Source organism: Pistricoccus aurantiacus (assembly GCF_007954585.1).
Lineage (GTDB): Bacteria > Pseudomonadota > Gammaproteobacteria > Pseudomonadales > Halomonadaceae > Pistricoccus > Pistricoccus aurantiacus.
In genome coordinates this window covers 3637002-3650271 of record NZ_CP042382.1, presented here as the reverse complement: position 1 = coordinate 3650271, position 13270 = coordinate 3637002, and the positions used below count along the sequence as shown (strand labels likewise).

15 protein-coding genes are annotated in these 13270 nt (G+C 58.0%); 8 read left to right on the top strand and 7 right to left on the bottom strand.

Annotated elements, in window-relative coordinates:
* Positions 1–77: 77 nt before the first annotated feature.
* The 3 genes from FGL86_RS17230 to FGL86_RS17220 all read left to right on the top strand — a co-directional run bounded on the left by FGL86_RS17230 (position 78) and on the right by FGL86_RS17220 (position 4194).
* Positions 78–1547 (top strand): pyridoxal phosphate-dependent decarboxylase family protein, encoded by a 1470-nt coding sequence (locus tag FGL86_RS17230; protein WP_147185911.1) that lies wholly within the window; start codon positions 78–80, stop codon positions 1545–1547.
* 98 nt (positions 1548–1645) lie between these two features.
* Entirely contained in the window at positions 1646–2962 is a 1317-nt protein-coding gene (gene hisD, locus FGL86_RS17225) for a histidinol dehydrogenase (protein ID WP_281288527.1), read from the top strand.
* Positions 2963–2976: 14 nt separating this feature from the next.
* Positions 2977–4194 carry a DegT/DnrJ/EryC1/StrS family aminotransferase gene (locus FGL86_RS17220; protein WP_147185910.1) on the top strand — a complete coding sequence of 406 codons (1218 nt, stop codon included), beginning with the start codon at positions 2977–2979 and terminating at the stop codon, positions 4192–4194.
* Positions 4195–4520: 326 nt separating this feature from the next.
* Here the strand turns inward: FGL86_RS17220 and FGL86_RS17215 are convergent, their stop codons facing one another.
* Positions 4521–5426 carry a LysR family transcriptional regulator gene (locus FGL86_RS17215; protein ID WP_147185909.1) on the bottom strand — a complete coding sequence of 302 codons (906 nt, stop codon included), beginning with the start codon at positions 5424–5426 and terminating at the stop codon, positions 4521–4523.
* A gap of 211 nt (positions 5427–5637) precedes the next feature.
* Here FGL86_RS17215 and cuyA point away from each other — a divergent pair, with 211 nt between their 5' ends.
* The 5 genes from cuyA to FGL86_RS17190 all read left to right on the top strand — a co-directional run bounded on the left by cuyA (position 5638) and on the right by FGL86_RS17190 (position 10172).
* A complete protein-coding gene (gene cuyA, locus FGL86_RS17210) occupies positions 5638–6651 on the top strand; it encodes a D-cysteate sulfo-lyase (RefSeq protein ID WP_147185908.1) in 1014 nt (337 codons plus the stop codon).
* A gap of 54 nt (positions 6652–6705) precedes the next feature.
* Positions 6706–7128: a histidinol dehydrogenase gene (locus FGL86_RS17205; RefSeq protein WP_222433770.1), complete on the top strand. Its 423-nt coding sequence runs from the start codon at positions 6706–6708 to the stop codon at positions 7126–7128.
* A gap of 43 nt (positions 7129–7171) precedes the next feature.
* Positions 7172–8572, top strand: coding sequence for a Na+/H+ antiporter NhaC family protein (locus FGL86_RS17200; protein WP_147185906.1), 1401 nt, complete (start codon positions 7172–7174; stop codon positions 8570–8572).
* 175 nt (positions 8573–8747) lie between these two features.
* Positions 8748–9518, top strand: coding sequence for an alpha/beta fold hydrolase (locus tag FGL86_RS17195; RefSeq protein WP_147185905.1), 771 nt, complete (start codon positions 8748–8750; stop codon positions 9516–9518).
* A gap of 177 nt (positions 9519–9695) precedes the next feature.
* Entirely contained in the window at positions 9696–10172 is a 477-nt protein-coding gene (locus tag FGL86_RS17190) for a DUF302 domain-containing protein (protein ID WP_186764438.1), read from the top strand.
* A 20-nt stretch (positions 10173–10192) separates the two neighbouring features.
* Here FGL86_RS17190 and relB read toward each other — a convergent pair whose 3' ends face one another.
* From relB to FGL86_RS17160, 6 genes are all read right to left on the bottom strand, one after another.
* Entirely contained in the window at positions 10193–10387 is a 195-nt protein-coding gene (gene relB, locus FGL86_RS17185; RefSeq protein WP_147185904.1) for a type II toxin-antitoxin system RelB family antitoxin, read from the bottom strand.
* A 73-nt stretch (positions 10388–10460) separates the two neighbouring features.
* Positions 10461–10676, bottom strand: coding sequence for a zf-HC2 domain-containing protein (locus FGL86_RS17180; RefSeq protein ID WP_246131681.1), 216 nt, complete (start codon positions 10674–10676; stop codon positions 10461–10463).
* Positions 10676–11281: a sigma-70 family RNA polymerase sigma factor gene (locus FGL86_RS17175; protein WP_186764437.1), complete on the bottom strand. Its 606-nt coding sequence runs from the start codon at positions 11279–11281 to the stop codon at positions 10676–10678. The genes FGL86_RS17180 and FGL86_RS17175 overlap by 1 nt, the downstream gene beginning before the upstream one ends.
* A 71-nt stretch (positions 11282–11352) precedes the next feature.
* Positions 11353–11961, bottom strand: coding sequence for a TIGR04282 family arsenosugar biosynthesis glycosyltransferase (locus FGL86_RS17170; protein ID WP_147185903.1), 609 nt, complete (start codon positions 11959–11961; stop codon positions 11353–11355).
* Positions 11951–12631 (bottom strand): TIGR04283 family arsenosugar biosynthesis glycosyltransferase, encoded by a 681-nt coding sequence (locus FGL86_RS17165; RefSeq protein ID WP_147185902.1) that lies wholly within the window; start codon positions 12629–12631, stop codon positions 11951–11953. Before FGL86_RS17165 ends, FGL86_RS17170 begins: the two co-directional genes overlap by 11 nt.
* The gene (locus tag FGL86_RS17160; protein WP_147185901.1) at positions 12628–13266 is read right to left on the bottom strand and encodes an ATP-binding cassette domain-containing protein; all 639 of its coding nucleotides are present in this window, start codon (positions 13264–13266) and stop codon (positions 12628–12630) included. Before FGL86_RS17160 ends, FGL86_RS17165 begins: the two co-directional genes overlap by 4 nt.
* Positions 13267–13270: the final 4 nt, after the last annotated feature.

Sequence of the window (13270 nt, the reverse complement as noted above, 5' to 3'; positions counted from 1 at the left end):
CGAGCTGGAATAGAAAATAAGTGACGGCGGCCGATAACGCGCCTGTGCTTTCTTGATCCTCCGGGAGGAACACTCTCATGGACGCCTCGCAAACTCCTGCGGACCCGTCGCTCGATCCCGGCGACTGGCGTGAATTTCGAACACTTGCCCACAAGATGCTGGATGCTGCGGTCGACAAGATGGAGGCCGCCCGCCAAGGCCGCGTCTGGAATGAAGTGCCGCCGGAAATGAAGCAGTCGCTTCAAGCCGAACTGCCGATCGATGGTCACGGGTTGGCAGCGACCCAGCAGCGGATCGAAGCGCTGCTGCCTTACGGCATCGGCAACACCCACCCGCGTTTTTTTGGCTGGGTGCATGGGTCCGGCACGCCGGGAAACCTGATCGCCGAGATCGCGGTGGCGGCGATGAACGCCAATCTGGGCGGTCGAGACCACGGCGCGATGTACGTGGAAAAACAGGTGGTGAAATGGTGCCGGGAATTGTTCGAGTTTCCCGAGACCGCCAGCGGCCTGATCGTGTCCGGCACCTCGATTGCGACGGTGATTGCCTTGAAAGTGGCAAGGGACCGGTGTCTCGACTTTACCAGTCGCACAGAGGGCGTCGGCGGCGCACCGCTGGTCGGCTACACTTCGACGCAGACCCATTCCTGCGTCGCACGTGCCTTCGATATTCTGGGTCTCGGCGCGAATGCCCTTCGCAAGATTCCGGTGGACGAGCGTTTCCAGATCGACATGGAGGCGCTGAAAACCGCGATCGCCACCGATCGGACAGAAGGGCGCACGCCCTTTGCCGTCATCGGCACTGCCGGCGCGGTCAATGTCGGCGCGATCGATGACCTGGAAGCCATCGCCGACCTCGCGGCCCAGGAAGGCCTATGGTTTCATGTCGATGGCGCGTTCGGCGCCAGCGGCGTCCTCAGCGATCGGCTTCGCCCGCGGTTGACCGGATTGAAACGAGCCGACTCGCTGGCGTTCGATTTTCACAAGTGGCTGCATGTCAACTACGACGCCGGCTTCGTCCTCGTCCGATCCGAAGAGGCGCACCGCCGAACATTCTCCGATCGCCCCGACTACCTCAAGGGGGCTGACCGGGGCCTTGCCGCCGGCAACCCTTGGCCGGTGGAGTACGGCCCCGAACTATCCCGCGGCTTTCGAGCGCTCAAGATCTGGGCCCAGCTCAATGAACACGGCACCGACAAGCTGGGTCGGCTGATCACCCGCAACTGCGAGCAGGCGGCTTATCTGGCGGAACAGGTCGCGGCTCGGCCGAATATGGAAGTGTTGGCGCCGGTCGCGATGAATATCTGCTGCTTTCGCTATGCCCATCCCGAGTTGACCTCCCCCGAGTTGAATCGCCTGAATGAAGAGATCGTCATCCAGCTGCAACTCCAGGGTATCGCCGCCCCCTCGACCACCATCATTCACGACAACACCGCGATCCGGGTCAACATCACGAACCATCGCACGAGATTCGAGGATCTCGATCTGCTGGTAAGGGAGGTCGGCAGGATCGGAGCAACGCTGGCCGCCGAGGCGGGTCAATCTTGACAGGGGATGAGATCCGCCCTTAAGGATCAGGTCTGACGAAGCCATCGTCATCGACCGGTTACAGTTTCCATGAATGGCATACGATAAGGATAAAAACAGTGACAATACGACATCTGAAATCCGCAGCCGCATCCGCTGGTGTTGAAGCAGAAGATCAGCGCGTTACCGAGGCGGTAAGCGCAATGCTCGATGATATTCATCAGCGTGGGGAAAGCGCGGTACGAGAATATGCTGAGAAATTCGATAACTGGTCGGGAGACTTCATTCTCTCCGATGAGAAGCGCCAGAAGCTGATCGCGCAGGTGCCGCAGCAGACCAGGGACGATATCGATTTTGCGCATCGCCAGGTCCAGCGATTCGCCAAGGCCCAGCGTGACAGTCTGCAGGAATTCGAAATCGAGACCGAGCAGGGCGTCATACTCGGACAACGCATTTTGCCGGTTCATTGCGCGGGCTGTTACATCCCGGGTGGGCGCTATGCCCATGCCGCCTCGGCATTGATGAGCGTGGCCACCGCCAAGGCGGCGGGGGTGCCTTTCGTGGTTGCCTGCTCGCCGCCTCGTGGCGATAGCATCAACCCTGCAGTGACCTATGCACTGGATGTCGCGGGCGCCGATGTCATCATGGAAATGGGCGGTGTGCATGCCATGGCCAGCATGGCGTTCGGTCTCTTTACCGGGCGAGAGGCGGACATCCTGGTGGGGCCGGGCAATGCCTATGTGGCGGAAGCCAAACGGTTGCTGTTCGGAAAGGTCGGTATCGATGTGTTCGCCGGTCCCACCGAATCGGCAATCATCGCTGATGATAGCGCCGATCCCATGACTATCGCGGTCGATCTGGTATCCCAGGCGGAACACGGTCCCAACTCTCCAGTGTGGCTATTCACCAGCTCCGAGCGGATCGGCCGCGAGGTGCTTGAAATTCTGCCCAAGGTCGCCGACGACATGCCGAATGCGGATGTGGTTCATGCGGCCTGGGAAGATTACGGCGAAGTCATACTCTGCGACAGTCGTGAAGAGCTGGTGGAGGTCAGCGATCGCTACGCCTGTGAGCACTTGCAGGTGTTCTGTGAAGACCTGGATTGGTGGAAACAGAACTTGAGCAACTATGGCTCCCTGTTTCTCGGCGAAGGCAGCACCGTCACCCATGGCGACAAATGCTCCGGCACCAACCATATCCTGCCGACCAAGCGCGCGGGACGCTACAGCGGCGGTCTCAACGTGCACAAGTTCCTCAAGGTGCTGACGACTCAGCAATTGAGTGAAGAAGCCAACCGAACCTTTAGCGCCGTCGGCTCGCGAATTTCTCGTACCGAAGGCATGGAGGGGCATGCCCGAGCCTGCGACTGGCGATTACGCAAGTACTTTACCGAGCAGGATTGGGACTTCCCGGTTCACGATCAACAGCGTTACTAGGTAAGGGGGCGGCCATGCAGACCTTCTCGAAATCGTTTACTCAGCAGGAGCCGATACCCGATTCGGCTATCGAGGCCGCGGTGGCGGTCATGCGCAGCGGCCGCCTGCATCGCTACAACCTGGCGGAGGGAGAGCGAGGCGAAACCGCCCTGCTCGAGCAAGAGTTCGCCGATAGCTTGGGTGCGGCCTATTGCCTGGCTTGCGCTTCCGGTGGATACGCCATGCAGATCGCGTTGCGCGCCGCCGGACTCCAGTCCGGCGACAAGGTGCTTTGCAACGCTTTCACTCTGTCGCCGGTGCCGGGCAGCATCCATGGCGTGGGCGGTGTGCCGGTGCTGGTCGATATAAAGGATGACACCACGGTTGATATCGACGACCTGCGTCTGGCTGCCAAGGAAAGCGGCGCACGCTTCTTCCTGCTTTCCCACATGCGCGGCCATATCGGCGACATGGAGGCGATCGTCGAAATTTGTAACGACTTGGGCATCATTCTGATCGAAGACTGCGCTCACACCATGGGGGCTTCCTGGAAAGGGCGTCCGAGTGGCACCTTCGGCAAGGTTGGCTGCTTCAGCACTCAGACGTATAAGCACCTCAATTCCGGGGAGGGCGGTCTGTTGACCACGGATGATCCGGAGATCATGCGCCGTGCGGTCATTCTGTCCGGCTCCTACATGCTATTCGATCGTCATCTGGCGGCTCCAGCCGCGGATAGCTTCGGTGACGTGCGTTTACAAACTCCCAACTGCAGTGGCCGCATGGACAACCTGCGTGCGGCGGTGCTGCGCCCGCAGCTGGCGGAACTCGCCGAGCGCCGCGAGCGCTGGAATCGGCTCTATCGCGTGCTTGAAGAGGGTTTCGGTCAAGCGGAGTCTATCGTTCTGATACCGCGGCCACCGGAAGAAGACTTCGTCGGTAGTTCCATTCAATTCCGGCTGCCGGATCTGCCGAGGGATAGAATTGAAGCCTTCATTTCGGGCTGTGAGCGGCGAAACATACCACTCAAATGGTATGGCCGGTATGAGCCCGAAGATTACACCAGTCGCTATGATAGCTGGCGCTACTTGGGTAATACGCGCCGAGTCCCCAATACGGAAAAAGTACTGGCTTCCCTTTGCGATCTTCGGATCCCGTTGACTTTCAATGAAAGCGATTGTGCCGAGATTGTACAGCTTGTTAGCGAGTCGCTGAAAGAAAGTGATAAGAGCGATATGGCTAATAAAGAGAGATAGATTTCTATTTCACTTGATGGTGTGCTTTTCATTAATTTTGATATTTACTTCTTCTTATTGTTTTTAAGGAGAAGTAAATTTATCAGCTAAATTATCAACGAAGTTTCCATCAAGAGATGATTTGAAGGTGGCGCTTGCTGTTGTAGATTCGTTGCAGGTACTGGTTGATGAGGTGGTGGCGTTTTCTGGAAGCGTTTCCACCAATGGCATCGAGCCGAGCTGAATCCCCGGGTTGGTGATGAGCTGCCATCCTCGGGCCCGAATCCTTCGGGGCTGAGCGGTTCGAGTGAAGCCTGATAACGGCTGCTGCTGGTTTTCCGGCGCCATTAGATGGGAGGCGGCTTATCCAGCAGTAGCTCCCATAGCCTGTCGACGGCATCGACATTGGTCCTCGTACGGCAATAGCCCGCCACTACCAGAATGGGCCCTTCGAGCATACCGAGTAGTGATATAAGCGTTCCTGCCTTTAACTCTTCCTCGATCAGTCCATGGGGCAACCAGCCAATCCCCAAGCCTGCCAAGGTCAGCTCCTTGATGCCAATGGTGAAAGCCGTTTCGCAAACGAGTTCGATGTCGAAACGGCGCTGCAATTCCAGCATGTAAGGCGAGGCCAAGGCCCTGTGGAAAAAACTGTCCTGTTCGTAGCCGATAAGCGGCAGAATCGACTCCGGATGCGGCTCGTGCAAAGGCTTGCCCTCAGAGTCGGCGGCACTTACCGGAACCAACCGTTCGGTACCTAACGCCACTCGCTGCGTATCGCTGTTAGACGTCAATAAGGGCGCGCCTTCCTGTTCGCTGCAGATCATTAGATCGGCCCGACCATGTTGGAAGTCGCTGCTGCAATCATTTCGATTGGAGGAACGCACCTGCAAACGAGCATCTGGTGCGGTATTTCGAAAATACTGTAGTAATCGCGGTAGGTAGCTGACCGTCAGCGTATGTTGTGTGGTCAGCACGGCGCGCTGGCCGTGAGTGGCATCGGAGCGCATACGACTGCGCAATGCGTAGAGTCTCGCCAGCCAGGCACGCAGATTCGGCTCGTATAGCCGAGCCTCCGCCGTCAGGGCCAGGCGAGGCGACTGCCTGTCGATGAGCTCAACCCCCAGCCATTCTTCCAGCTGACGGATGCGTCTTGAAAAAGCCGGCTGTGTGACATGGCGGTGTTCTGCGGCTTTCGAAAAGTTGCCGGTTTCGATCAGCGCAAAGAAATCCTCTATCCACTCGATCTTCATCGTCGCTCCCGCCAGGCCAAGGTTCTTAAAGTCTACCTTGGCTATGCAAAAAATTAACCGATGCCAAGTAACTTGGCATTGGCCAACTCCTCCATAAGGCGCCTAGCCTGGCTATAGACCAGTCATATAGCGAGTTGACCAATCTCATCGTCTATTGGCTGCGATCAATCAAGAGCATACCTATGCAAAAAACTTATGTCTGGAGGCACGCATGCATTTATCTCGATTCCCTCGCGTTCGGCTCGCTCATCTGCCGACCCCCTTGGAGCCCATGGATAACCTGAGCCAACTGCTCGGTGGTCCTCGCTTGTGGATCAAGCGCGACGATTGCACCGGCTTATCCACCGGCGGCAACAAGACGCGCAAACTGGAATTTCTGATGGCGGATGCTCTCGACCAAGGCGCCGATACCGTCATCACCCAAGGGGCGACACAGTCGAATCATGCCCGCCAGACGGTGGCCGCCGCCTGCAAGCTGGGGCTCGAGTGCCATATTCTGCTCGAGGATCGTACCGGCAGCGAGGATCCGGCCTACAACTACAACGGCAACGTCTTCCTCGATCAGCTTCACGGTGCCACGGTCAGCAAGCGTCCCGGCGGCGCCGATATGAATGGCGAGATGAAGGCGCTAGCCGAGCAGTTGCGCGGCGAAGGCAAGAAGCCCTACATCATTCCCGGCGGTGGTTCCAACGCCATCGGTGCCCTGGGTTACGTCAATGCAGGTCTCGAATTGCTGGCCCAGGCGAACGACATGGGGCTGCGCATCGACCATCTGGTGCATGCCACCGGCAGCGCCGGCACCCAGGCCGGTCTGGTCACGGGGCTTTATGCCTGCAACTCCGGCATTCCAGTGTTCGGTATCGGCGTGCGCGCGCCCAAGGACAAGCAGGAAGAAAACGTCTTTGCCCTGGCGCAGAAGACCGAGGAAAAGCTGGGCCTGTCCGGCGTGGTGCGTCGTGAGCATGTGGTCGCGAACTGCGATTACGTGGGCGAGGGCTACGGAATACCGACGGAAGGCATGGTCGAGGCGGTCACGCTGCTAGCCCGTCACGAAGGCATCCTGCTCGATCCAGTGTATTCCGGCAAGGGCATGGCCGGCCTGATCGACCTGATTCGCAAAGGGCAATTCAAGGAAGGCGAGAACGTGGTCTTCCTGCATACTGGCGGCAGCGTCGCACTGTTTGGCTATCCGCAGGCATTCGACTTTCCGGATTACCAGGCTTGATGGAGCCACCCGCATGAGCCAATGCGGGTGTTCATAGGTGGAACAGGATTAAAGGTGAAAACAGTGACAATACGACATCTGAAATCCGCCGCTGCATCTGGTGGTGTCGAGGTGGAAGATCAGCGCGTTACCGAAGCGGTAAGCTCGATGCTCAACGATATCCATCAGCGCGGTGAAACTGCCTTAGGCGAATGCACGCAGAAGTTCGATAACTGGATCGGAGATTTCGTTCTTTCCGACGAGAAGCGCCAGAAATTGATCGAACAGGTGCCTCAGCAGGTCAAGGACGATATCGATTTCGCGCATCGCCAAGTTCAGCGATTCGCCAAGGCGCAGCGTGATAGTTTGCAGGAATTCGAAATCGAAATTGAGCCAGGTGTCATACTCGGGCAACGCATTTTGCCGGTTCATTGCGCGGGCTGTTACATCCTTGGTGGGCGCTATGCCCATGCTGCCTCGGAATTATATAAACAATAATTCAGAGTTTTATAGTTCATCTATTTTCAGCAGAGGTTCATCAATGAATAATAACGAACCAGAGATAAAGATGTTCGGTGGTCCCGCTACTGCATTAATTCCTGCAGTCGTCGTGGTTGGCGTCTTGCTATGGTTGTCGCTTGCAGAACGGGCCAGTATTTCTAGTTTCTGGGTTGGTGGTTGGGCGGCAATTATTGTTGGGCTACTCCTCACCAAGACCCCACGTGCCTTCGCCGAGTCGATCACCCGAGGGCTGACTGATCAAACTGGCGCAGTCATCATCCTCGCTTATCTCTTCGCAGGTGTTTTTGGAAAGCTGCTTGCCGAGGGAGGGCTAGTCAATGGCCTGCTCTGGTTCGGTGTCGAGTCCGGAGTGCAGGGCGCTTTCTACGTTGTATTGGCCTTCTTGCTATCATGCATCTTCGCGGCCGGCACAGGGAGTAGCGTGGGTGCCGTTCTAGCCCTTGTTCCAGTGTTGTATCCAACCGGCGTTGCTCTTGGTGGCGATCCCGTAATGTTGGCTGTCGGCATACTCGCCGGTGGAGCATTTGGTGACAACATTGCTCCCATTTCCGACACAACCATCACCTCAGCCTACACGGCCAAGGCTGAGATGGGCGCAGTAGTCAAGGCTAGGCTTCCCTTGTCTTTGAGTTCAGCCGCCGTCACGATCATCGTACTAGCGATTTTTGGTGGTGGTTCAGATGCAATTCCTAGCAGCATCGACGTCAACGCTTCTCCATGGGGACTATTGATGATCATCCCGTTCTTCGTAGTGATTGTCTTGGCCATGCGTGGGCAGCGTATTGTAGTCTCACTGATCTGGGGTACTCTTGCGGCCATCGTTATCGGCCTGTTCACTCAGTTACTCGCACCCGGTGACATCTTTTCCATTCCCGCCGAGCGTGGTCAGTCGTCCGGACTTGTTGAAGACGGTATCAGTAATATCACCGGTGCGATCGTCCTGGTCCTGTTTATTCTCGCGCTCGCTCAGGTGCTTACAGACAGCGGCATCATGAATAACATCCTGACCCGACTGGAAAGGCATGCGGCGCGCGGTGTGCGGAGTGCCGAACTGATGATCTCGGGAATCACGCTACTCTTTACAGTGCCTTTGGGCGCGAATGCGCCGGCAATCTTGCTTGTGGGGCCTACCATTGGTCAGCCCCTGGGAGCAGACCATAAACTTGCCCCATCACGTATCGCAAATTTGATGGACTGTGCCGCGAATACCGTCTTCTATATGCTGCCGTGGCACAACGCTGTGATTATCTGGTATGCCACCCTGGTGATAACAGTAGAGCAGTATGACCTGCCACTGCCATCGATTGCCTCGGCATTCCTCAATCCTTACGCCTGGGCTTTGCTCGTTGTTCTACTGATTTCGATAATCACCGGCTGGAATCGTCGGTATGTTAGCCCAAGTGAGAGTCCTGTCCGTTAGTAGCTGTTGATATACCCGCGCTTCGCTTGTCTTTCAGGTGAGCGCGGGATAAGGATGCACTCGTATGAAGAGAGGGCCTCAGTGTCAATGACAAAAAATCGAAGTGGAAGGGTTTAGTCGTGCTGGGATTAATTTTAGTGTCTCAGACCGTCCTTTGGTTGCCGGAGATGATGAAATGAACACTTACAACGACAGGTCGAATTCTCAGGACGAAGTCCTGACGTTGGTGCTTGTGCACGGCTTCCTTAGCGGCAGTGACTACTGGTCTTCCGTGAAAGAAAGTCTAGAGCCCGAGCGGCGGGTCATCGCGATCGATCTGCCAGGTTTTGGCTTGCGTGCCCACGAAGGCGCGGTAGATAGTATCGCGGATTTCGCCGATCACATCTTGACCGAGCTTAGCGCAGCGTCCATTGAACGCTTTGACCTTCTGGGCCATTCTATGGGCGGAATGATAGTGCAGGAGATGGCGCATCGGGCGCCGCACAGGATCAGCCGACTGGTGCTCTACGGCACCGGATCCGAGGGCGAACTACCCGGTCGCTTCGAGCCCATCGCCGAGTCACGTCGCAAGGTGGAAGTCTTCGGCAAGACGCCCACGATCTCGTTCATCGTTTCCAACTGGTACGTGCAAGGTACACAGGCCCCATGGTTCGATACCTCTCTGGCCTTGGCGGAACAGGCAAGCGTTGAGTCAGTAAAAGGCGGTCTCACTGCGATGGAAAACTGGCGAAGCGATGACTATCTGTCATCGCTTGAGCTTCCCTGCCTTATTCTGTGGGGTGATCAAGACAAGGCCTATCCGTTTGCCCAGGAAATGGCTCTATGGCAAGGCATTGCCAATGCCAATCTTGCCGTCATTCCCAATGCTGGCCATAACGTTCATCATGAGAAACCCGCGCTATTCAGTGCTCTGGTTAACGATTTTCTTGGCTCTTCTAATTTCTGAATCTAGACTTGGATCGTCCTTATCCGAAGGATAGGGACGTTACTCTCTCGCGTCTTTATTCTTTATTTTTGGTTCATTGCACTTTGTTGAGTGCGACGTTCTTCATTGACAAACTTGCTAGAAAAGGAGTTGGCTTCGATACTGATGCGGCGTGATCCAATGACAAGGAGCACCATCATGCGATCGATCAAGATACTGAGTACTTTGCTATTGAGCGGAATGCTGACACTGGGTGCTGTAGCTCAAGCGGACTCCCATGGTATCGAGCAACTGCAGACCGATGCCACGGTAGAGGAAGCCGCGGAGCGCCTACGGGAAGCGCTGGACGAGAAAGGCTTGCGGCTGTTTGCGGTGGTGGATCATACCAGCAACGCGGAAAGCGTGGAGATGCAGCTTCCGCTGACCCAGACCTTTATCTTCGGCAACCCCAAGGCCGGCACGCCCTTGATGCAGTGCGACAGTAGTGTGGCGTTGGATCTGCCGCAGAAGATGGTGATTCGTCAGGTACAGGAAGGCGAAAAGCAGACGCTGATCGAATGGAACTCGCCTCAATATCTTGCCGAACGCCATGGGCTGGAGGCTTGCGACTTGCCCTTGGACAAGATCGAGGGCGTGCTGCAGTCCCTGGCGGAAGCGGCGGCGGGAAATAGCTGATTTTGGTTAGATCGCCAGTTTCAGGCACGCGCCCGCTGCTTGCGTTCGGCCTCTTGAATAATGGCTTCAATCTTGGCCATGGCTTCGTCATGCGGAATTGATGGGCGCGGATCATCCAGGCTTGAGCGTACCTGTTCGCGAAACCAACGGTCATAGCTCTCTGCCTGTTCCTGGGTTTCGAACTCCGAGACGATAGGGGAAAGTGGCTTGCTCATGCGATGCCTCCTGAAAGGTTACTGCCAGTGTAATTCAATTTATCTTGTCGATCACGGCACGCCGCTTTATTCATCATCTATCGGCGTCGTCTTCAGGGGGAGCGGCAACCGCCTCGGCGCGGTACCCTCCGGCGCGATGCAGCAGTTCGAACTGCCGGTCGCAGCGGCGACAGGCGCTGCACATGCTGGTATGAAACCTGAGGGAAAGACGTTCGGAGAGGCGCAGGCGAGTGTCCAGGCGCTTGGACATCAGTCGGGTGGCTTCCTTGCACATTACCATTCCCAGCATCAGTCCGTCTCCTTCAGCCAGCCGTGTTCGATGCAGGCCCGCAGCCGCAAACGGGCGCGATGCAGTATCACCCAGCAGTTGTTTTCCTTGATGCCGGTCTCTTGACAGATTTCCAAGGTGGAAAGCCCCATCAGTTCGCGCATCGAGAAGATTCGGGCGACGTTGTCCGGCAGGGCGACCATGCAGGTATCGAACATCTGCCAGAAGCGTTCGCTGGTAAAAGCCGCTTCCGGGTCACCCCATGCGGCGGGGCGAGCCTGTACCTGCCAGCGGCCGTTTTGCTGAAATTGCCCTTCGAGTAATGCGTCGCTGTCAATCTCTTCGTCGAAGGGTCGCCATTTACCCTGACGCCGCTGCTGACGCAGGCTATCGAGAATCTTGTACTTGAGTATCCCGAATACCCAGGTTTCGTAGCCGGAGCGCTCCTGGAAACTTGCATCTTTTTCTATCGCCGCCGCCAAGGCTTCCTGCACCGCATCTTCCGCCAGGTTCCGGTCGCGAAGCTGCAGCAGGGCGAAGGAGACCAGCCGGGGACGCACCGCTTCGAGACGCCGCATGTGATCCTGGTTGGCGCCGGGTTGGGCGGAGGGCTGAGCAAGCGACATGAGAGCTTCCCGAGAACTTGTTGTTATAAAACACAGCATGGCTCCCACTGGTGTCCGGTCAAGTTTTCGTCTCAACGCTTGAGCCGGTGGTAGCGCTCAAGATCCTCCGGCCGATCCAGGTCCCAAACCGTTGCCGGGCAGGCGATATGCCAGCCAAGTTCGTCGGCGCATCGGCGGGTTTCCGCCATTACCCGAGCGCTACCCCAGGCGATATTCTCGAATAGCCGTTTATCGGCGCGTTGCGTGCCCACCAGCGCATAGCCGCCGTCTTCCGCGGGCAGAAAGACCGCGTCATGATCTTGCAGGGCCTGGTGGCAGCGCTTCAGCAGTTCCGGCGTCAATACCGGACAGTCGCTGCCGATCAATAGTCCCCGCACGGACATGGCATTGAGCGCCTGGAACATGCGCTCGCCCAGGTCGCCCTCCGGCTGAGGGCGCAGGCGAACGCCAAAGCGTGATGCGAGCTCGAGAAACAGCGGATGGCGATGATCCAGGGCGGTCCAGAGAGTGATATTGGCCGAAGCGGTCGCCCGGCAGGCGATATCCAGCGTATCAGTGAGCAGTTCCGCGTGCAGCCGGGCCGCCCGCTCGGCGCCAAGCGCCGGAATCAGGCGGGTCTTGACCCGTCCGGCCAGCGGCGCCTTGGCGAGAATCGCCAAGGGAAATCCTTCAGCGGGCATGACGATACTCCTTCGCGAGTTGGTGACAGTCCTCGCCGCGCCAGTAGCGGTAGCGTAGCCGCCACATCAGCAGGATGGTGGAAAAGATCCCGTGGAGCTCCCAGCGTCGGCCGGAGCTGATCACTTGAGCTTTGAGACAGGCTGGCGATGAAAGCCGCTTCAGTCGTCGACTGATCTCGATATCTTCCATCAGCGGCTGCTCGGGAAAGCCGCCCACCCTGTCGAAGGCGTCCCGGGTCATGAACAGCGCCTGGTCGCCGGTGGCGATACCGGTCAGTCGCGAGCGCAGGTTCATGGCCCAGGCGATCACCCGGATCATGGGATGCCGCCCCTCCAGGCGCACCGCGAAACGTCCCCAGCAGCGTCCGCTTTCCAGGGCATTGGCGATCAGCCGATCCGCGTCTTCCGGCAGCCGCGTGTCCGCATGCAGGAAAAGCAGTTGCGCTCCCCGAGCGTGAGCCGTGCCCAGGTTCATCTGAGCCGCGCGACCCGGATTCGATCTCAGGCAGCGGGTCACGTAAGGCGCCGCCAGTTGCCGGGTGGCGTCCCGGCTGCCGCCGTCCACCAGCAGCAGTTCCGCGCCGCGCTCACGCAGCGGTTGCAGACTGACAAGCTGCGCCTCGATACCCGCCGCTTCATCGAGAGCGGGAATAATGATGCTCAGGGTCATGCCTTTGAGGCCTCCAGTTCGATTACTCGACCGCCGGCGGCGGTGGCGTCTTCCGCATCGTGAGTCACCATCAGCGTCGGCAGGCGATTTTTGCGTACCCGGTCGAAGACCAGCCGGCGCATCTCGCCGCGCAGGGCCGCATCGAGCTTGGAGAAAGGCTCGTCGAGCAGCATGGCCTGGGGCTCGGAAAGCAGCACTCGCATCAGGGCGACCCGGGAGCGCTGGCCGCCGGAAAGGGTGGCAGGGTCCCGATCGTAGTAACCGGTCAGACCGATATCCGCCAGGGCCGCCTCGATACGTTCCCGGCGCCGCGATCCCTTTTCGCGCAGGCCGAAGGCCAGGTTGCCGCCGACGCTCAAATGAGGAAACAGCAGCGGATCCTGGAACAGCAGTCCTGCCCGGCGCGCCTGGGCAGGTAATTTCGTCAGAGTCTGGCCGTTCAACAGCACCCGCCCGCGGGCCTCGAAGCTCGGCGCCAGGAAGCCGGCGATATAGGCAAGCAATGTCGACTTGCCGACCCCGGAGGGGCCCATCAGCGTCAGCACCTCTCCCGGCGCGATATGGGTATTCACCCTTACCAGGGGCTGACCATCGAGATGGATGGCGACGTTTTCCAGAATCAGATCGTGAGTCATGGCA